20 protein-coding genes are annotated in these 19563 nt (G+C 34.9%); 1 reads left to right on the forward strand and 19 read right to left on the reverse strand.

The genetic code is table 11. The features are described from left to right. Positions 1 to 46: 46 nt before the first annotated feature. The 9 genes from fabG to B7R65_RS03030 form a co-directional block, all read right to left on the reverse strand. Positions 47 to 790, reverse strand: coding sequence for a 3-oxoacyl-[acyl-carrier-protein] reductase (gene fabG / locus B7R65_RS02990; protein ID WP_088041252.1), 744 nt, complete (start codon positions 788 to 790; stop codon positions 47 to 49). Beyond that, positions 784 to 1734, reverse strand: a complete 951-nt coding sequence (gene fabD / locus B7R65_RS02995) for an ACP S-malonyltransferase (protein ID WP_088041253.1) — start codon at positions 1732 to 1734, stop codon at positions 784 to 786. The genes fabG and fabD overlap by 7 nt, the downstream gene beginning before the upstream one ends. 13 nt (positions 1735 to 1747) lie before the next feature. Further along, positions 1748 to 2746, reverse strand: coding sequence for a phosphate acyltransferase PlsX (gene plsX / locus B7R65_RS03000; protein WP_088041254.1), 999 nt, complete (start codon positions 2744 to 2746; stop codon positions 1748 to 1750). 13 nt (positions 2747 to 2759) lie between these two features. Then, the gene (gene fapR, locus B7R65_RS03005; protein ID WP_088041255.1) at positions 2760 to 3326 is read right to left on the reverse strand and encodes a transcription factor FapR; all 567 of its coding nucleotides are present in this window, start codon (positions 3324 to 3326) and stop codon (positions 2760 to 2762) included. A 101-nt stretch (positions 3327 to 3427) separates the two neighbouring features. Continuing rightward, on the reverse strand, positions 3428 to 5476 hold the full coding sequence (recG, locus tag B7R65_RS03010) for an ATP-dependent DNA helicase RecG (protein ID WP_088041256.1): 2049 nt from the start codon (positions 5474 to 5476) through the stop codon (positions 3428 to 3430). Further along, positions 5476 to 6357, reverse strand: coding sequence for an L-serine ammonia-lyase, iron-sulfur-dependent, subunit alpha (sdaAA, locus tag B7R65_RS03015; protein WP_088041257.1), 882 nt, complete (start codon positions 6355 to 6357; stop codon positions 5476 to 5478). Before sdaAA ends, recG begins: the two co-directional genes overlap by 1 nt. A gap of 18 nt (positions 6358 to 6375) precedes the next feature. Next, complete coding sequence (gene sdaAB / locus B7R65_RS03020) at positions 6376 to 7038, reverse strand: L-serine ammonia-lyase, iron-sulfur-dependent subunit beta (RefSeq protein WP_088041258.1); 663 nt, start codon at positions 7036 to 7038, stop codon at positions 6376 to 6378. A gap of 221 nt (positions 7039 to 7259) precedes the next feature. Further along, positions 7260 to 8945 carry a DAK2 domain-containing protein gene (locus B7R65_RS03025; protein ID WP_088041259.1) on the reverse strand — a complete coding sequence of 562 codons (1686 nt, stop codon included), beginning with the start codon at positions 8943 to 8945 and terminating at the stop codon, positions 7260 to 7262. A 22-nt stretch (positions 8946 to 8967) separates the two neighbouring features. Continuing rightward, the gene (locus B7R65_RS03030) at positions 8968 to 9330 is read right to left on the reverse strand and encodes an Asp23/Gls24 family envelope stress response protein (RefSeq protein WP_088041260.1); all 363 of its coding nucleotides are present in this window, start codon (positions 9328 to 9330) and stop codon (positions 8968 to 8970) included. 348 nt (positions 9331 to 9678) lie between these two features. Here B7R65_RS03030 and rpmB point away from each other — a divergent pair, with 348 nt between their 5' ends. Beyond that, complete coding sequence (rpmB, locus tag B7R65_RS03035; RefSeq protein ID WP_025568947.1) at positions 9679 to 9867, forward strand: 50S ribosomal protein L28; 189 nt, start codon at positions 9679 to 9681, stop codon at positions 9865 to 9867. 322 nt (positions 9868 to 10189) lie between these two features. On the opposite strand, the gene spoVM is transcribed toward rpmB, so the two are convergent. From spoVM to def, 10 genes are all read right to left on the reverse strand, one after another. After that, positions 10190 to 10273, reverse strand: a complete 84-nt coding sequence (spoVM, locus tag B7R65_RS03040; RefSeq protein ID WP_088000358.1) for a stage V sporulation protein SpoVM — start codon at positions 10271 to 10273, stop codon at positions 10190 to 10192. Positions 10274 to 10367: 94 nt separating this feature from the next. Continuing rightward, positions 10368 to 11009, reverse strand: a complete 642-nt coding sequence (locus B7R65_RS03045; protein WP_088041261.1) for a thiamine diphosphokinase — start codon at positions 11007 to 11009, stop codon at positions 10368 to 10370. Between the two features lie 45 nt (positions 11010 to 11054). After that, positions 11055 to 11699, reverse strand: a complete 645-nt coding sequence (gene rpe / locus B7R65_RS03050; protein ID WP_088041262.1) for a ribulose-phosphate 3-epimerase — start codon at positions 11697 to 11699, stop codon at positions 11055 to 11057. Positions 11700 to 11701: 2 nt separating this feature from the next. Beyond that, positions 11702 to 12583 (reverse strand): ribosome small subunit-dependent GTPase A, encoded by an 882-nt coding sequence (rsgA, locus tag B7R65_RS03055; protein ID WP_088041263.1) that lies wholly within the window; start codon positions 12581 to 12583, stop codon positions 11702 to 11704. Positions 12584 to 12603: 20 nt separating this feature from the next. After that, positions 12604 to 14577, reverse strand: coding sequence for a Stk1 family PASTA domain-containing Ser/Thr kinase (pknB, locus tag B7R65_RS03060; RefSeq protein WP_088041298.1), 1974 nt, complete (start codon positions 14575 to 14577; stop codon positions 12604 to 12606). An 8-nt stretch (positions 14578 to 14585) separates the two neighbouring features. After that, a complete protein-coding gene (locus B7R65_RS03065; protein ID WP_088041264.1) occupies positions 14586 to 15338 on the reverse strand; it encodes a Stp1/IreP family PP2C-type Ser/Thr phosphatase in 753 nt (250 codons plus the stop codon). A gap of 4 nt (positions 15339 to 15342) precedes the next feature. Next, the gene (gene rlmN, locus B7R65_RS03070; protein WP_373419544.1) at positions 15343 to 16434 is read right to left on the reverse strand and encodes a dual-specificity RNA methyltransferase RlmN; all 1092 of its coding nucleotides are present in this window, start codon (positions 16432 to 16434) and stop codon (positions 15343 to 15345) included. 2 nt (positions 16435 to 16436) lie between these two features. Continuing rightward, on the reverse strand, positions 16437 to 17783 hold the full coding sequence (gene rsmB, locus B7R65_RS03075) for a 16S rRNA (cytosine(967)-C(5))-methyltransferase RsmB (RefSeq protein ID WP_088041265.1): 1347 nt from the start codon (positions 17781 to 17783) through the stop codon (positions 16437 to 16439). A 1-nt stretch (position 17784) separates the two neighbouring features. Continuing rightward, on the reverse strand, positions 17785 to 18729 hold the full coding sequence (fmt, locus tag B7R65_RS03080; RefSeq protein ID WP_088041266.1) for a methionyl-tRNA formyltransferase: 945 nt from the start codon (positions 18727 to 18729) through the stop codon (positions 17785 to 17787). A gap of 10 nt (positions 18730 to 18739) precedes the next feature. Then, positions 18740 to 19213 (reverse strand): peptide deformylase, encoded by a 474-nt coding sequence (gene def, locus B7R65_RS03085; protein WP_088041267.1) that lies wholly within the window; start codon positions 19211 to 19213, stop codon positions 18740 to 18742. Positions 19214 to 19563 lie beyond the last annotated feature (350 nt).

Consider the following 19563-nt stretch of genomic DNA (forward strand, 5'->3'; position numbering starts at 1 on the left):
GATTGTCTACTTATGAATTATACATAAAAATGTGGCAAACGCCAAACTAATTCATTACAAGTCCGCCATCAACATTAATTGTTTGTCCAGTTATGTATCGGCTAGCATCAGTTGCTAAGAAAACAACAGCATTCGCAATATCTTCTGGTTGACCAAAAGATTGTAATGGAATATTAGCTAACATTCCTGTTCTAATTTGCTCATTCAGTTCGCTCGTCATATCAGTTTCAATAAATCCAGGCGCAATTGCATTAACTGTTATATTTCTTGAAGCTAATTCTTTTGCAGCCGTTTTTGTCATGCCTAAAACTCCCGCTTTAGCAGCTACATAATTCATTTGTCCTGGATTTCCAATTTGACCTACTACAGAACTGATGTTTATGATTCGACCATTACGTTGACGTGACATAAATTTAGCTGCTGATTTAATACAATTGAATACACCTTTAAGGTTTGTATCAATTACATCGTCCCAATCAGAATCCTTCATTCGAAGTAATAATCCGTCACGAGTAATACCAGCATTATTTACTAATATATCAATGCTACCAAATTCATCAACAGTATTCTTTATAAGCGTAGCAACTTCTTCGCTATTTGCAACATTTGCTTTATAAGCAATTGCTTTTACACCAAGTGCTGTAATTTCTTCAACGACTTGGTTTGCGGCTGCCTCATTACCAGAGTAGTTTACTACTACATTTGCACCATTTTTAGCTAGAGATAATGCGATTGCTTTACCGATTCCTCTAGATCCACCTGTTACTAGAGCTACTTTCCCTTTTAACATGATTTGATTTCCTCCCACTCATTTAAAAATTGCTTTAATGTTTCAACATCATAAACATTCACTAATTTTGAAGAAGGAGAAATTGCTTTCACTAAACCTGTTAATACTTTACCAGGACCAATTTCAACAAATGTGTCTACCCCAAGGTCAACTAATTCTTGTATTGACTGATTCCATTTTACCGGTGAAAACAATTGTTTCACTAATAACTCTTTTATTTCACTTGCTTCAGTGATTGCTTTAGCTGTTACATTTGAAATAACAGGAATCGAACAAGTATCCACATTTATTTTTCCAAGTTCATTTTCGAATTCCTCACTAGCTGGTTTCATTAATGAAGAATGGAATGGTCCGCTAACTTTCAATGGCAACACACGTTTTGCCCCAGCTTCTTTAATTAAGCCAGATGCTAATTGAACCCCTGCTGCATCTCCAGTAATAACCACTTGTGTAGGCGAATTATAATTTGCAATTCCAACAGAGTGTCCTTGTTTATTGACTTCAGAAATTACTTCTTCAATTTTTTCTGGAGCTAAAAACAATACAGCTGCCATCGCACCTTGGCCAACAGGAACTGCTTTATCCATTAATAATCCACGTTTGTGAACAAGTTTTACACCATCTTCAAAAGAGATCGCTCCCGATGCTACTAGTGCAGAAAACTCTCCTAAACTATGTCCAGCAACGTAATCTGCTTTGATTCCAGCTTCCTTTATCTTTTCAAGAAGCGCGATTGAAGTTGTTAAAATTGCTGGTTGCGCATGATACGTTACAGTTAAATCTTCATCATTCCCATTAAAAATTATGTCAGAAAGATTTAAACCGACTTGAGCGTCTGCTGTTTCAAAAATCGATTTACACCCACGAAATTCTTCAACTAAATCTTTACCCATTCCTACTTTTTGTGATCCTTGACCAGGAAAAATAAATGCCACTTTACCCAATGGAGTGACCCCCTTATGCGTTTGATTCGATATTTTTTTCCATGTGATCACTTACTAATTTAACAACATTATGTTCCACCATTGTTTTTGCTTGTTTAATTGCACTATAAATCCCTTGAGCATCTGAGCTTCCATGAGCTTTAATGACAGGAGATTTTAATCCAAATAAAGCTGCCCCACCGTATTCAGCATAATCCATTTTCTTTTTTACACCTTTTAAGTTTGGTTTTAAAACAGCTGCTGCAAGCTTCGATGTAAAATTAGTTAGCATCGCATCTTTTATTAGAGAAAACATTGCAAGTGCAGTACCTTCAATAGCTTTTAATGCTACATTTCCAGTATACCCATCTGTTACTACTACATCTGCAACTGAATTCATTAAATCCCTTGCTTCAACATTACCAATAAAATTTAAATTACTTTCTTTTAGTAATTGGAAAGTTTGTTTCGCAAGTTCATTTCCTTTTTTATCCTCAGTTCCAACGTTTAGCAAACCTATTGTCGGATTTTTAATTCCTCTTACTTGTTCAGCATAAACTGAAGCCATAATTGCATATTGCAATAAGTGACTTGCTTTTGCATCTACATTTGCACCTACATCGAGAAATACGAAACCTTTTCCATCTAATGTAGGCATAGTTGGCGAAAGTGCAGGACGTTCTACGCCTTCCATTCGACCAACAACAAGTAAACCAGCAGTCATTAGCGCCCCAGTGTTACCTGCAGAAATACAAGCATCAGCATTTCCTTCTTTTACTTCATTTGCCATAAGAACCATCGATGCATTTTTCTTTCTACGCACAGCTCTAACTGGTTCTTCAGACCCTTCAATCACTTCATCTGTATGAATAATAGTGATGTTTTTGTTATTTGTAAGAAACTGCTTAATTTTTGTTTCATCACCTATTAACGTAATATGTAAATCATTTAATTTTTCTATAGCAAGCATCGCACCTTCAACTATTGCTTTTGGTGCATGATCTCCACCCATTGCATCGATTGCTAATTTCATCTGTTGTCACATCCTATTCTTCAATACTTCGATGATACATTTCAAACAAGCCATGAAACACTTGTTCATTTTCAACAAAGCCATTGATATCAACTGTTTTTCTCTTTGGATCACCTGATTGCGGTAAAACTCTTGCTTTGGCAATTACTCGATCATTTGTCTTTACTGGTTTTATAAAAACAAAATTTGATTTAGCTGTTAATGCTAAATCATCGTGAATAACCGCTACTGCTAAAGAGTTTGCTTGAGCAAAAAGATGATGTCCTCGTGCTATGCCATTACGGCTAAATGTATGTTCTTCCTTTACATCAAATATTGAAATAGCACTTTCATTTAATTGAATATCAATTACTTCACCGATTATCTCATCGACAGGTAATGATTTTACATCTTGTAATTGTTGAGTGGCAACATGTTTAATTCGTTCCCTTAACTCAGGAATAGATAATTCAAGACGATCAAGACGAATAGTTTGTATGCTTACAGACAATTGTGAAGCTAAATCTTCATCTGTAATAAATGGATTTTCTTGAATAATTTTTTTTAACAATTCATGACGATCTTTTTTATTTCTTCTCATTTTACATACCTCTATACTAATTTATGACCAGGTATTAAATACAGTGTATATTAAATACCCCTATTATTCAATAGTTTTTTACAAACTTTTAATACCTAGTACTAATCTAATTTTTCTGAATCAAATATTCCTGTTCGATTTAAGTAGTCTCTTAACGCTGTATAATCATTAGCTTTCCAAAAAACATCCGAATTAACTAGCATTGTTGCATCATTTCGAGCAACCTCTAATGCGCGATAATCATGAACCATATCAGCCATCTTAAATTCAGGTACACCACTTTGTTGCTTCCCAAAGAAGTCACCAGGGCCTCTTAGTTCTAAATCTTTTTCAGAAAGTTCAAAGCCATCATTTGTTTCCGTCATGATTGTTAATCGTTCTTTTCCTACTTCACTTTTAGGATCTCCAACTAAAATACAATAAGATTGATCTGAGCCTCGTCCTACTCGTCCTCTAAGTTGATGCAACTGGGATAAACCAAATCGATCTGCATCATAAATGACCATCACTGTTGCATTTGGTACATTAACCCCAACTTCAACAACAGTTGTTGAAACTAATATTTGAACCTCATTAGCCGAAAAAGCTTTCATTACATCATCTTTTTCAGAAGATGAAAGCTTCCCATGCATCAATCCTACTTTTGCCATGCTTTTATAATGAAATGAAAGTACCCCATGCAGGTCTAATGCGTTTTGAAGATCTAATTTTTCTGATTCTTCTATTAGAGGGCAAATTACATAGGCTTGTCTACCTTTTTGAATTTCTTTTTCAATAAAATTTAAGACTCGATCAAACATTTCTTGTTTTACCCAATACGTTTCAATCTTTTTTCGGCCAGCTGGATATTCATCAATAATTGAAACATCCATTTCCCCAAATGCTGTGATCGCTAATGTTCTTGGAATAGGCGTAGCTGTCATAAATAAAACATCTGGAAAGTATCCTTTTTCCCTTAATATTCTACGTTGTCCTACTCCAAATCGATGCTGCTCATCAGTAATAACTAGTCCAAGCTTATTAAATACAACTTCATCTTGAATTAACGCATGAGTACCAACTAATATATGTACTTCGGCGTTTTTTAACCTTTCAAGTATTTCACGACGCCTCTTACCTTTTACAGAACTAGTAAGAAGTTCAACATTTATATGTGTATTTTGAAGTAATTTAGAAAGGGATTCAAAATGTTGTTCGGCAAGTATTTCTGTAGGAACCATTAATGCACCTTGATAGCCATTAAGTGCACTTGCGTATAGAGCGATTGTTGCAACTACAGTCTTCCCAGAACCTACATCACCTTGTAACAAACGATTCATACGGTAAGGACTTTTTAAATCATTAAAAATTTCTTGAACTACTCTATTTTGAGCAGAAGTAAGAGGAAAAGGCAGAGACTGGATTAATGCTTGAATTTTATCTTCAAATAAAATTTTCGGCACACCTTTTGATTGATTACGTTGAATTTTTCGAAGTGCTTGCATTTTAAGTTGAAAAAGGAAAAATTCTTCATATACAAAACTTCTTCTTGCTTGCTTTAAACTATTTGCATCAATAGGATGATGCAATAAATTCATAACATCTTTTCGACTAAGTAGTTTATATTTTTGTATTAAGTCATTTGGTACCAAATCTGTGATGAGATGTCCAAATTTTTTAAATGCCTGCTCAACAAATTTTCGCATTGTTTTGACAGACATTTTCCCTTTAATGGAATAGACTGGTTCAATTTCATGCGCACTTGTTCTACTTCCAAAAACAAGATCTGTTAAAGAGATCGTTTGTTTATGTTGATCCCATTTACCAGATACCGTTACTTGCTCATTTAAGTTTAATTTCGTTTTATAATATGGTCTGTTAAAACATATTACGGTAACTAAATAACGATCAACTAATACTCGAAAAGTAAGTCGAGATTTATTTTTACCGAAATATTGCAGAAGAGGAGCGCTATGAACAATGCCCTCCACTGTCACGCGCTCTTCATGTTTTACTTCTGATAAATCTTTGTTTCGATAGTCTTCATATCGATAAGGTAAATATTCAATTAAATCATTTATCGTAAATAAGCCCATTTCATTTAAAAGTGCTTCAGTTTCTTCACCGACACCACTTAATACAGCAACATTTTGTTCAAGTTCGTTACTCACTATTTTTTTAGCGATACACCAAATATTTTCGCTTCCAATTCTCGACCAGTTGGTGTAGCCGCTAATCCTCCTTCTGCAGTTTCTCTAAGTGCAGATGGCATTGTTTGTCCAATTCTATACATCGCATCAATTACTTCATCACACGGTATGCGGCTTGTAATCCCTGCTAAAGCCATATCTGCTGCAACCATCGCATTTGCTGCACCCATCGCATTACGTTTTACGCAAGGTACTTCAACCAAACCGGCAACAGGATCACATACTAATCCAAGCATATTTTTTAATGTGATTGCAAATGCTTCCGCACTTTGACTCGGTGACCCTCCAGCAATTTCTACTATAGCTGCTGCAGCCATTCCACTTGCAGAACCTACCTCGGCTTGACATCCACCAGCTGCTCCAGAAATCGATGCATTATTTGCAACTACGAATCCAAAAGCACCTGAGGTAAATAGAAATTCGATCATTTGCATACGAGTAGGATTCAATTTTTCCTTTACAGCAAATAAAGTTCCTGGTACTACACCTGCTGAACCTGCTGTAGGTGTTGCACAGATTGTCCCCATCGCAGCATTCACTTCGTTAGTTGCAACCGCTTTACTTACTGCATCTAAAAGAAAATGTCCTGAAAGCATATTTCCTTTTGCAATATAATTCTGTAGAAGGACAGCATCCCCACCTGTTAAGCCCGTTGGAGAATGAACGCCAGCTAGACCTCTTTCTACAGCTTTTTCCATCACGACTAGATTTTGATCCATTTTATCGATAATTTCCTGGCGGCTTCTTCCAGTAAATTGCATTTCTTGTTGAATCATTATTTCTGATATCTTTACGTTTTTTGATACAGCTAATTCGACTAATTCAGCTACATTTTTAAACATTGTATTGCCCCCCTCTCTTTAGTCCACCATTTTTGTTACGCGAATAATATGTGGTAAAGATTCTATTTCTTTTAGTATTTTATCGTCTAAATCCTGGTCGACCTCTATTGCCATCAGTGCTATTTGTCCAACTTCTTTTCTCGATACTTCCATGTGACCAATGTTGACAGCATATTTCATTAATACATTTGTTACACCTGCAATCGAACCAAATCGATCATTATGAACAACTAGGATAGCAGGATAGTTACCAGAGAGCTTCAATTCAAAACCATTTAGTTCAACGATTTCGATTTTACCACCACCGATTGAAATTCCTACAAGCTCAAACGGCTGTTCATCATCAATTATTGAGATCTTAACTGTATTTGGATGCTCCGTAATCGCATCTTCAACAATAAATTCCACGCTCATTCCTTTTTCATTCGCGATATCGATTGATTGAGGAATACGTTCATCAAATGTATCAAAGTCCAATAAACCACCAACTAGAGCTACGTCAGTTCCGTGTCCTCGATAAGTTTTAGCAAAAGAACCATATAAAGAAATAATCGTCTTTTTCGGTTCCTTTCCATATAAATTTCTTGCTACACGGCCGATTTTGGCTGCCCCTGCTGTATGTGAACTCGATGGTCCAATCATAATTGGACCAATAATATCAAAAACACTTTTATATTTCATCACGTTTCCCCCATTACTTAATTGTAAAAGCGTGGTTAAATTTAGTTTCTCTATACTAAAAACAATTAGTCTAAGCAAAAGATGTCATTAAAGCATTTAGCTTTCCACCTTATAGTGTAATACGAAATACTAAAGAGTTCTATGATATTTTACATTACAATCAAAATTAATTACACAAAAAAGAAAAGAAGAAGGGTTTCCCGCTTCTTCTTTCATCGTTTTTATTCAATTGAGAAAATGTAAGAATATAATGGTTGATTACCATTATGAACTTCAATTTCAACATGATCGAAGTTCTCTTCCGCAAATGCTACTAATTGCGAAAGTTCATTATCTGTAACATCCTGACCTTGTAAGATTGTTAAGATTTCCGAGTCATCATCAACCATATTTGTTAATAATTTTTTTGCTGCTTCTAATTGATTGGCATCTGTTGTAATAATTTTACTCTCCAGTATGCCCATGAAATGATCTTTTGTAATTTGTACACCATCAATTTCAGTGTCTCGAACAGCATACGTAATTTGACCAGTTTTTACAGTTGTTAATGCATCTTTCATACCATTCTCATTATCCGCTAATGAAGCTGTAGGATTAAATGATAATAAAGCTGTCATACCTTGAGGTACTGTTTTCGAAGGAACAACAGCAACGTTACAATCTGCTACAGACGCAGCCTGTTGTGCAGCCATTACGATATTTCCATTATTAGGAAGAACAATAACATTCTCTGCATTACATTGTTTAATCGCTTTTACGATGTCCTCCGTGCTAGGATTCATTGTTTGGCCGCCTTCGATCACTACTGTTGCACCGATACTCTCAAACAATGTTTTAATTCCAGAACCCATTGCAACTGTAACAATCCCAAAATCTTGCTTTTCAGCAACTGTATTTGTATTTTTAGCAACAGGAGATGTAGCAACATCATCATGTAGTAAATTTGTATGTTGTTCACGCATGTTTTCTGCTTTTAATTTTAAAAAGCTACCGAATCGTTGTCCTAAGTTAAATACTTCGCCTGGGTATTCAGCATGAATATGCACCTTTACAATTTCATCATCAGCTACTACTAATAATGAATCCCCCCACGCACTTAACTCGTTACGGAAAGTATCTATATTAAATGGATGTTTTTTTAATTTTTCATTTTCGAACTTAACCATGAATTCTGTACAGTACCCATAAATTATATCCTCAGTATTTAACATACTTTGAACATTTCGGTGCTCAGCTTCAACAAGTTCTTCAAGCGAAAGTGCTGCTTCTGCACCTTCTAATGAAATTTCTTCACCTTTTAAAGACGCTAAGAAACCTTCATAAACAAGCACAAGTCCTTGACCACCGCTATCAACTACTCCAACTTGCTTTAAAACTGGTAATAAGTCGGGTGTGCGGTTTAAAGAAGCTTTTGCTTCTACGATTGTTTCCTCAAGGAAAGGAATAAATTCTTCGTGTGTTTTTGCAATTTCAACTGATTTTTTAGCTGTTTCTCTAGCAACCGTTAAAATTGTACCTTCAATTGGTTTCATAACAGCTTTATATGCTGTTTCAACGCCCGCTTCAAGAGCAGAAGCAAAATCAGCTGTCGAGATTGTTTCTTTCGACTCAATTGACTTCGAAAAACCTCTAAATAATTGTGATAGGATAACCCCTGAATTACCACGAGCACCCATTAATAGGCCTTTTGCAAAGCTTTGTCCGACTTTACCTACATGGCTATTCGGCTTTTCCTTTACTTCCTTTGAACCAGAAGTAATGGAAAGATTCATATTCGTTCCAGTATCACCATCTGGTACCGGGAATACGTTTAATGAATCTACAAATTTTACATTTTTCGTTAAATTATTTGCACCTTGAATAACCATATCTGCAAATAATTTACCGTCAATACGTTTAATTGACACAAATTCTCCTCCTTAATGCGTCTTACAGGTTTGAAACTTTCACACCTTGAACAAAAATGTTTACAGAATCAACTGACAAACCTAAAGTTTGGTCAAGTGTATACTTCACTTTATTTTGTACGTTGTTTGCAACTTCAGAAATCTTCGTACCATAGCTTACAATTATGTACATATCAATATTAACGTCTTCACCTAATTGGCGTACAATTACACCCTTTGTAAAGTTTTCTTTTTTAAGGATTTCAGTAAGACCATCCTTAATTTGTTTTTTAGAAGCCATTCCTACAATACCGTAACAATCAACGGCAGCACCACCTGCAATTGTAGCGATAACTTCTGTACCAATTTCGATTGTTCCATATTGAGTTTTCATTTCTAAAGACATTTATAGGTCCCCCTTCTTGGATAAAACCAAGTATAGTTAGTTATACTACTTACTTATTATTGTATACCTTTTTCCAAAATAATTCTATTGACTCACTTTTATTATGGACAATTTAAAAATATTCGTGGTTAAAAATAGAAAATACAATTTTTTAAGCTTTTAATCTAAATAAGTCAAAGGTCCCTTTATAATATTTAGTATAACATACAATTTGATGTCAAGGTTTTTTTCTTGAACAACTTGCCAATAACTGTTGCAATCAGAAGGACGGTATGATAAATTATAGTAGTGTTTCTTAATGAAAATGATCATTAAAAGTTATTCCGTTTTTTGTAAGGAGGGAAATAGATGGCTCGTGTTTGTGTAATTACAGGTAGAAAATCTCGTTCTGGTAACAGTCGCTCTCACGCTATGAATGCTTCAAAACGTACTTGGGGTGCTAACCTTCAAAAAGTTCGTATTTTAGTAAATGGTAAACCAAAGCGTGTTTACGTATCAGCGAGAGCATTAAAATCAGGTAAAATTGAGCGCGTTTAATTATTAACGTACTTAAAAGCATAGCTATCAGTAGCTATGCTTTTTTACATTGTCTGTTTTCAAAATGATACTTTTTTTATCAGGTTAATTTAAGCAATCGAATAGTAAAGGATTTGATTGGAACGGAATGTGCGAAACTCCTGTGGGAGTAGAGGGATAGGTGTGACTCACGCAAAGCGTGAATGCGCCGAGGAGGTTATGCGCCTTCCCCGTGGAAAGAAAGCATCCAGGAGTGGAAATCATCCAATATTTTAGATAAATTGATTATCCTAAGAGATCTATTTATTTACACCACAATAAAAAACACCCATAAAGGGTGCCTTTACACATCTTTTTTAAATGTACTTAGCATGGCGCGAACAAGTCCGCCAAGAAATTTTGGTAGTTTGATCGTATAAAATCTCATGCTTTCCCTCCTACAAGCTTACTAGCATTTTTAAGGAAAAGATTAATCCTATTACATTCTACTTGCGATGAGTGAAAACTATGACATGAAATTGTTAATCTTTACTCCTTATTACTAATGCTATGCCACTGCTAAATGAAATAGACCCTTCATTCTCTGCTAGTTCATTGCTCACACATAAGGAAGATCCGATCTGTAAATGATGATTATTTAATGGGTACTTAAACCCTTTTAATGTTAAATCTTTAATGTCTGTTCCGATTGAAAAAAATGATATGTATTTAAAATGAGTCTGTTTACTTATTTGATGGTCTCCTGCTCCGATTATATATAATTCATTATGTTCATCGATAATATACAATGGAATATTACAATCCAAAAACTTTATTAACAATGCGATACTTCCGAATTCATGATCCAATCTTTTCCCTGTTACACAATGCATGTAAATCTTATCTGGCTGTTTCGAAATCGCCCATTGTAATGCTAACTCAAGATCAGTCTCATCTTTTTCTGGAGGATAAATAAATACATGATGCACATTATTCTTTAATTCTGCTAAATCATTCTCACTTAATGAATCAAAATCCCCGAATATAGCTTCTGGAACGATCCCCTCATCCATTAAATATTTAGCTCCATTATCAACCCCAACTAATAAACAATCAGTGTCACTACGATTAATATTCATAAACGTTTTTGTATTAGGACCTGCGCCTATTAAATGAATAATCAAGTCAATTTCACCCCTAAAAAAGAAAATGCAATCAAAATGATTGCATTAACCTCTAATTTTCGCAATTGCTTCTTTGCGATCTTCTTTATTATAGATAGCTGAACCAGCAACTAAAACTGTAGCACCAGCTTCTTTACAAAGAATAGCAGTACGTTCATCAACACCGCCATCTATTTCAATTTCAACAGATAAGTTTCGTTCACTTATCATGTTAGCTACTTGTTTAATTTTAGGAACAACCGAATGGATAAATTTTTGACCACCGAAGCCAGGATTTACTGTCATTAAAAGTACCATATCAATATCATCAATAATATGTTCAATTGTTGAGACTGGTGTTGCAGGATTTAATACAACCCCCGCCTTAATACCAAAAGATTTAATATTTTGGATAGTACGGTGTAGATGTGTACAAGCCTCTACATGGACAGTAATAATATCCGCTCCAGCCTTTACAAATTGTTCGATATATTGATCTGGTTTTTCGATCATTAAATGAACATCTAACGTTAGCTTTGTAATCGGACGGATCGCTTCAACGATTAGTGGACCAATTGTAATATTAGGCACAAAGTGACCGTCCATTACATCGATATGGATATAATCTGCTCCTCCGCGTTCTACATCGATGATTTCTTCTCCAAGTTTTGCAAAATTAGCTGATAAAATAGATGGTGCGATTTTAACCATGACTAATACCTCGGCTTTCTGTCTCTAATTTCTTCTATGAACGATACATAATGATCGTAACGTTCCGATGTAATTTCTCCTCTTTCAACTGCTTCTTTTACAGCACATTTCGGTTCCTTTAAGTGAGTACATCCTCTAAATTTGCAATCATTACTTTTTTCTCTCATTTCAATAAAGCAATACGACAGATCATTTGCTTCGATTCCCATGAATTCCAAAGAACTAAATCCCGGAGTATCCGCAACTAAACCTTTACCTATTTTAATTAGCTCAACATGTCTCGTTGTATGTTTTCCTCGTCCTAAATGAGTCGAAATAATTCCTGTTTTCAAATCTAACTCAGGGTTGATTGCATTAAGTAATGTCGACTTTCCTACGCCAGACTGACCTGCAAAAACTGAAATTTTATTAGCAAGATGAGGTAGAACTTTTTCTACACCCTCTTCTGTTTTGGAAGAAGTTAAACATACTTCATACCCAATTTGGCGATAATATGTAACATATTGATGGATCGAAAGTAATTGTTCTTCGGTACATAAATCTATTTTTGTAATCACAATTAGTGGTTTAATCTCATTAAATTCAATTAAAACTAAAAAACGGTCTAATAAAATTGGTGAAAAACCAGGCTCTACAGCAGAAAAAACCAATATCGCTTGATCTACATTCGCAATTGGAGGTCGAACAAGTTCATTTTTTCTATCTTTTACTTCTAAAAGATAACCTTCTCCGCTTTTTTCAACGCTGTATTCTACTTCATCACCAACTAAAGGTGTAATTTTCTTATTACGAAAATTCCCTCTACCACGACAAGTAACAATAATATCATCTGTTTCGACGTAATAGAATCCACTTAACGCTTTAATTATTTTGCCCTCTGGCATATACTCACTCCTACAGTTCTTTAATTCGATGGATAAGGTACATTTCGTTCTGCAATCACTTGACCATCTTTAACAATTTTATAGGAAGCAGTTTGTCCAGGATCAATTGTCACTTCTACCGGAATTGTAGTTGTTTCTGTGATCGATTTTGAAATTGCAGGCTGGTCACCATTATTATACTTATCCGTAATAAATACCTCAACTAACTGAGGTGCACTTGGAATTGATGGCGTATATGGTACCTGTACATTAATTGTTACTTTTTTAGTTTTTTCTTTTGGTTTACCTGAGGATAAGATTATATTTATTGTCTCGCCTTCTTTTACTTCAGCAGTAGCAGCAGGAGACTGTGAAATAACTGAATCCTTCGGGACCGTTTCAGATTGCTCTTCTTTAAAATTAAGCTTTAATTTATTATCATTTGCATAGTTTTGTACATCTTTTTTTGTTAATCCTGTGAGATCACGTAAGATAATAGTAGATGTGCCCTTACTAATCCAAACTTCTAAACTAGTTTCATCACGAACCACATCAGTTCCTTCGTTCGGAGATTGATCTGTAATTTCTCCTTCAGGAGCATCACTGTCAATATAATGAGTCGTAACTGATTTATATTCTTCTTCTAATCTAAGTTTGAGTGAATTATATTGAAAACCGGTTAGACTCTCCATATTTTCACTTTTCTTACCTTTAGATTTATAAATTGTAATTGATGAATTCTCTTTAACTGTTTCACCTATATTTGGTGAAGTTTTAACGACTTTCCCCTCTTCTATTTCATCGTCATAAATTTCCTTAGGGTCATTTATTTTCAATCCATTAGAAGCAAGTACTGTAACAGCATTCTCGTATGTTAAATTTTTTACATCAGGTATTTTAACATCTTCTGGTAAAAATATAGCCGGAATTAGTGTTATAGCTAATAATCCACCTATTAAAAGTGCAATAAATGTTCCAATAATAAATTTTGCGAACGAATTCTTCTTTTTTCGTTTCATATTATTTTGGGCATTTTTTTTATTATCTTTTGAGTGTTTTGCTAGTTTTGCTTGTTTTTTAGTCGGTATAACAACTGTATCTGCTTCTGATGAGATAGGTACATCTTTGATGATCGGAATTACTTTTGTTTCATCATCATTTGAAGGAATGACAAAAGGTTTCTCATTCAAACGATCACTATCTAAAGCAGTCTGTACATCTAGCTTCATCTCATCCGCAGAATCATATCGATAAAAAATATCTTTAGCAGTTGCTTTTAAGACGATATTCTCAACACTTTGTGGTATTTCTGGATTAATCGTTGTTGGAGGTGGAACTTCACTTTGCAAGTGTTTTAGTGCAATAGAAACTGCACTTTCACCTGAAAATGGTAGTTTGCCAGTCAATAGCTCAAACATCACAATACCTAGAGAGTAGATATCAGACTTCTTATTCGCTACTCCACCTCTTGCTTGCTCAGGTGATAAGTAGTGAACGGATCCTAATACCGAATTTGTTTGAGTAATCGTAGCTGCAGTCGAAGCTGTGGCAATACCAAAATCTGTAACCTTTACATTTCCATCTTTATTAATTAATACGTTTTGTGGCTTAACATCTCTATGAACGATTTGAAAATGATGTGCATGTGCGATTGCAGATGTTAATTGTTCCATAATCCTTAATACTTCTTTTGGTCTTATTGGAGTATGGCTCTGAATATATTCTTTTAATGTTTCCCCTTCAACATATTCCATTACGATATACTGTAATCCATCTTCTTCGCCTACATCATATGAACTTACAATATTAGGATGTGAAAGCGTCGTAACCGAATATGCTTCCCTTTGAAATCTTCTTAGGAAATCTGGGTCATTTGAATAGTCTACACGTAACATTTTTACTGCAACATCTCGATCAAGTATCATATCATGGGCTAAATAAACGTTTGCCATTCCGCCACTACCAATTAATTTTAAAACTTTATATCGGTCGTTAAGGCGTCTTCCAATCATCACGTTCATCATCACCCTTTCTCATTACGACTTGTCCCATGCTTAATAATGGCGATTGTGATGTTATCTTCCCCACCAAGATCATTCGCAAGAGAAATTAGATCATTTCCAATCATCTCTATTGGATTTTCATCTTTAAATTTCTCATCAAGTTGTTGATATGAAACTTTATCAGATAATCCATCCGAACATAAAATGATTAAATCATCTTCTTCCCATGTTAATGTTTTAACATCAACATTAGTCGTTTCCTCAGTTCCGAGAGCTCGAGTAATAACATTTTTACGAGGATGAATTACAGCATCCTCTTGTGAGATTTGCCCAGATTTTACAAGCTCCGCTACTAATGTATGATCATCAGTAATTTGCTTAAATCCTTCACTATTTTTTAAATAGCCTCTGCTATCACCTATATGTGCAATTGTAAAATACAAAGGAGTACAAATAACTGCCTCAAGTGTTGTACCCATTCCTTTGCATTCTTCATTTTGTTCTGCGTGAATAAATAAATTTGTATTTAATTGATTAACAATTGTGTGCAGCCAAGATTCGGCTTCTTTCGGTGTCTCAAAATTACTTGTATTTTTCCATTCTGCTTCGAAGAAATTAACTGCCATTCTACTTGCTACTTCACCAGCTAAATGACCACCAATTCCATCAGCAACTACCGCTAATACGATATCTGATTCGTTACGAAATAAACCTACACTATCTTCATTATGTTGGCGAACTTTCCCCGTATCAGTTTGAAAAAAAGTCTGCATTTCTTCACCTCGTCTCCTCTTTACGCTCCTTTGCACGCAACTGTCCACAAGCGGCATCTATATCATGACCTTGTTCACGACGAATTGTAACATTAATCCCGTTTTGCTTTAAAACTTTTTCAAACGCAAATATTTGTTCCTTAGGAGTTCTTACGTAATTTCTTTCAGGTACATAGTTTACCGGAATTAAATTCACATGACATTTCACACCTTTTAAAAGCTTTGAAAGCTCTTCAGCATGTTCAACTTGATCATTCTCTCCGCCAAATAGTCCGTATTCAAACGTTACACGTCTACCTGTTTTTTCAACATAGTAACGAACTGCGTCCATTAAATCAGGTAATTTATACGCTCTATTAATTGGCATTAATTTTGAACGAAGCTCACTGTTTGGAGCATGAAGTGATATAGCAAAATTAATTTGAATTCCTTCGTCTGCAAAGTTGTAGATTTTCGGAATGATTCCACTTGTTGAAACAGTGATATGTCTTGCACCGATATTTAATCCATTGTCACTATTAACAATTCGTAAGAAATCCATTAAACCATCATAGTTATCAAATGGTTCCCCTATACCCATTACAACAATTGAACTAACTCGTTCATCCACTTCATCAATTGCTCGTTGTACACACAATACTTGTGCAACAATTTCTCCTGCTTCAAGGTTACGTTTTAATCCACCTAATGTAGAAGCACAGAAAGTACAACCAATTCTGCACCCAACTTGAGTTGTTACACATACAGAATTGCCATAATTGTGTCTCATTAAAACAGTTTCGATTGAATATCCATCATGTAATTCAAATAAAAACTTCATTGTACCGTCTGAAGAGGTTTGTTTTACTAATGTTTTAAGCGTTGTAATCGCAAAGTTCTCTTCAAGTAAATTACGTAAATCTTTTGGAATATTTAGCATTTCTTCAAACGTTTCAACTCGTTGTACATAAAGCCAATTATAAATTTGCTTTGCACGGAATGTTGGTTGCTTTTGTTCCTTTAACCAAACTTCTAAATCACTCAATTTTAACGAGTAAATTGAAGCCTTTTGGCTTTTTTCTATTTTGACTGAATTTGTAGTATTTTCTAATTTCAACGTTACACCTTCTTCCTTAATCTTGCAATAAAAAATCCATCCGTTCCAAAATAATGTGGGAGAAGTTGTATAAACCCTTTTTGAACTGTTTTGCTCTCTTTGAGTTTACTAGGTAAATGCTCAATTAAAGACTGATCAAGTTCATAATCATTATGTTCATTTAGGAACGAATTAACTACATCAATATTTTCATCATGACCAACTGTACATGTGCTATATACTAGTGTCCCACCTGGTTTCACTAGTTTAGAAGCCTCATCCAGTATGGATTTTTGGACTCTTTGTAAATTTGATACATCTGAAGCATTTTTCCTTAATAAAATATCTGGTTTGCGTCGAATAACCCCTAGTCCAGAACAAGGAGCATCAACTAAAACTCGATCGAATAATCTTCCTTCAAACTCTTCAGGTGCTTTTCTAGCATCTAATGCTTTTGTTTCTATATTTTCAAGACCCAGACGAGTAGCTTGTTCCTGTATCAACTTTACCTTATGCTTGTGTAAATCTAATGCAGTAACAGAACCTGTTCCATTTAATAATTCAGCAATATGAGTAGATTTTCCACCAGGAGCGGCACATGTGTCTAATATATGCTCTCCTTCGCTTACTCCAAGTGCTTGAGCCACTAACATCGAGCTTTCATCTTGGATTGAAAGATAGCCCTCTTTAAAAGCATTTGTATATGCAACATTTCCTTTTTGGATTTCAATAGCAAATGGTGATAAGTTACCTTCTTCAACTTCAATACCTTCATCTTCTAACATCTTGATTACTTCTTCTCTAGATGCTTTCATTAGATTAACCCTTGCAGTTTGATAAGGAGGTAGGATATTTTCTTCACACATTTTTCTTGTTTCAACTACACCAAATTCTTCTACCCAAGTTTCGATTAACCATTCAGGATGATTTGTTTCAATGGAAAGTTTTTCGATTGGGTCCTTTATACCATCAATAGATCTTAAGCCATTTCTTTGAATATTTCTTAAGACTCCATTAACTAAAGAAGCAATTCCTTTATGGCCGCGCTTTTTAGCAATCTCTACAGCTTCATTTAAAACTGCATGAGCAGGAACACGATCTAAAAAATGCAATTGATATAGAGAAAGTTTAATAAGGATATAAACCCATTCTTCTAATTTCTTCTGATTTTTAATAAATGGTTCAAGATAAAAATCTAATAATTGGTCTCTTTGAATTGTTCCATATATTATTTCAGTTAATAAACCAGAATCGGATGAAGATAAATCATTTTTTTGTATCGTATTATTAACTAGCAAATTACTGTAAGATTGATTCTTATAAACTGAAAGAAGTGCCTCTAAAGCAATCTCTCGTACATTTTTACCCATTTTATTCTCCTAACTTCATTCCACGTTCAATAAAAGACCCTGCACCATTAATGTATTGTTTTGCTTCCATACGTTTTTTACCAGCTGGCTGAAGATCTGTTATTTTAATTGCAGTATTATTCCCAGTAGAAACGATAATTCCATCATTTTGAACTTCAAGTATTACACCTGGAACAGTTTTTTGAGATGAATTGATTTTTTCACTCCACCAAACTTTTAAAACTTCTCCGTTTAATGTAGTATAAGCGACTGGCCATGGGTGTAAACCTCTTACGTGGTTATAAATCTCTTCACCTGTTTTTGACCAATCAATTTGTTCTTCTTCACGCTTTATATTCCAAGCAAATGTAACATTACTTTCATTTTGTTTTTCAGGCGTTAAGTCCCCATTAAGTAACAAAGGTATTGTGTCAGAAAGTAATTTCGCACCAGCAACGCTTAATTTATCATGTAACGTACCTACATGGTCTTTTTCTTCAATAGGTACAACCACTCTAGCCAACATATCACCAGCATCTAATTTTTCAACCATATACATGATTGTAACACCTGTTTCACTTTTCCCTTGAATGATTGAATAGTGAATTGGTGCTCCACCTCTTAGTTCAGGAAGAAGAGATGCATGAACATTGATGCACCCAAACTTTGGTGATTCCAGAATTTCTTTTGGTAAAATTTGACCAAATGCAGCAGTTACGATTAAATCCGGCTCTAATGCTAAAACTTTATCGGTTTCTTCTTTTAAGCGGATTTTTTCAGGCTGTAATACAGGAATATTATGTTTTAATGCCTCTACTTTAACAGGTGGTGGAGTAAGTACTCGTTTGCGTCCAACTGGTCGATCAGGCTGTGTAACGACTCCTACTACTTCATATCCATCTTCTATTATTCTCCTTAATACAGGCACTGAAAAATCTGGTGTCCCCATAAAAACGATCTTTGTCATTAATAATTGCCTACCCTTCTAATTCGCTCTCTTCATAGTATCTAGATACTTTAGAAGTGAATAATACTCCATTTAAATGGTCAATTTCATGTAAAAGAGCACGAGCCAAAAATCCTCTTGCTTCGATGATAAAGTATTTTCCGCGTTTATTTTGAGCTTTTATTTTAGCATAACTTGGTCTATTTACATCACCATATAAATTCGGGAAACTCAAACAACCTTCAATATCAGTTTGTTCACCTTTTGTTTCCATTACGATCGGATTAATTAAATCGATTCGTCCATTTTCATCTTCAACATCAACGACAGCTACTTGTTGTAATATTCCGACCTGTGGGGCAGCTAATCCAACTCCATCGGCAGCTATCATCGTTTCATACATATTATTTAAAAGTTTTACTAAATTTTTATCAAATGTCGTTACCTTTTCACATGGCGTTTCAAGGACTTCATTTGGATGTTCAATAATTGTTAAAATTGTCAATTCCACAACTCCTATCTTGCTGTATAGATCATATACGTTTTATATATCGTTACTCCAATTTGAACAAGCCGCTTCCACTTTTCCTACTGTCTAGCTCCAGGCGTTAGCTGCTCGAGGTCATAAGTCAATGACCATAAAAGGTTAAAAAGACAACCTTTTACAGTCCCTGCCTTATGCTTGTCGCAGCTGAACAAACGCCTTCCGCTTTTCCTACTGTCTAGCTCCAGGCGTTAGCTGCTCGAGGTCATAAGTCAATGACTGTAAAAGGTTAAAAAGACAACCTTTTACAGTCCCTGCCTTATGCTTGTCGCAGCTGAACAAACGCCTTCCGCTTTTCCTACTGTCTAGCT

The organism is Bacillus sp. EAC, from assembly GCF_002156875.1.
Lineage (GTDB): Bacteria > Bacillota > Bacilli > Bacillales > Bacillaceae_G > Gottfriedia.

What these genes read in the sequence shown, in the direction of transcription:
- rsgA (WP_088041263.1), bottom strand. Translation starts at nt 12,583, where the DNA reads ATGCCAGAGGGCAAAATAATTAAAGCGTTAAGTGGATTCTATTACGTC.
- B7R65_RS03030 (WP_088041260.1), bottom strand. Translation starts at nt 9,330, where the DNA reads ATGTCTTTAGAAATGAAAACTCAATATGGAACAATCGAAATTGGTACA.
- fapR (WP_088041255.1), bottom strand. Translation starts at nt 3,326, where the DNA reads ATGAGAAGAAATAAAAAAGATCGTCATGAATTGTTAAAAAAAATTATT.
- sdaAA (WP_088041257.1), bottom strand. Translation starts at nt 6,357, where the DNA reads ATGTTTAAAAATGTAGCTGAATTAGTCGAATTAGCTGTATCAAAAAAC.
- fmt (WP_088041266.1), bottom strand. Translation starts at nt 18,729, where the DNA reads ATGACAAAGATCGTTTTTATGGGGACACCAGATTTTTCAGTGCCTGTA.
- fabG (WP_088041252.1), bottom strand. Translation starts at nt 790, where the DNA reads ATGTTAAAAGGGAAAGTAGCTCTAGTAACAGGTGGATCTAGAGGAATC.
- plsX (WP_088041254.1), bottom strand. Translation starts at nt 2,746, where the DNA reads ATGAAATTAGCAATCGATGCAATGGGTGGAGATCATGCACCAAAAGCA.
- rsmB (WP_088041265.1), bottom strand. Translation starts at nt 17,783, where the DNA reads ATGGGTAAAAATGTACGAGAGATTGCTTTAGAGGCACTTCTTTCAGTT.
- spoVM (WP_088000358.1), bottom strand. Translation starts at nt 10,273, where the DNA reads ATGAGATTTTATACGATCAAACTACCAAAATTTCTTGGCGGACTTGTT.
- rpmB (WP_025568947.1), top strand. Translation starts at nt 9,679, where the DNA reads ATGGCTCGTGTTTGTGTAATTACAGGTAGAAAATCTCGTTCTGGTAAC.
- sdaAB (WP_088041258.1), bottom strand. Translation starts at nt 7,038, where the DNA reads ATGAAATATAAAAGTGTTTTTGATATTATTGGTCCAATTATGATTGGA.
- B7R65_RS03065 (WP_088041264.1), bottom strand. Translation starts at nt 15,338, where the DNA reads ATGCAGACTTTTTTTCAAACTGATACGGGGAAAGTTCGCCAACATAAT.
- rpe (WP_088041262.1), bottom strand. Translation starts at nt 11,699, where the DNA reads ATGGTTAAAATCGCACCATCTATTTTATCAGCTAATTTTGCAAAACTT.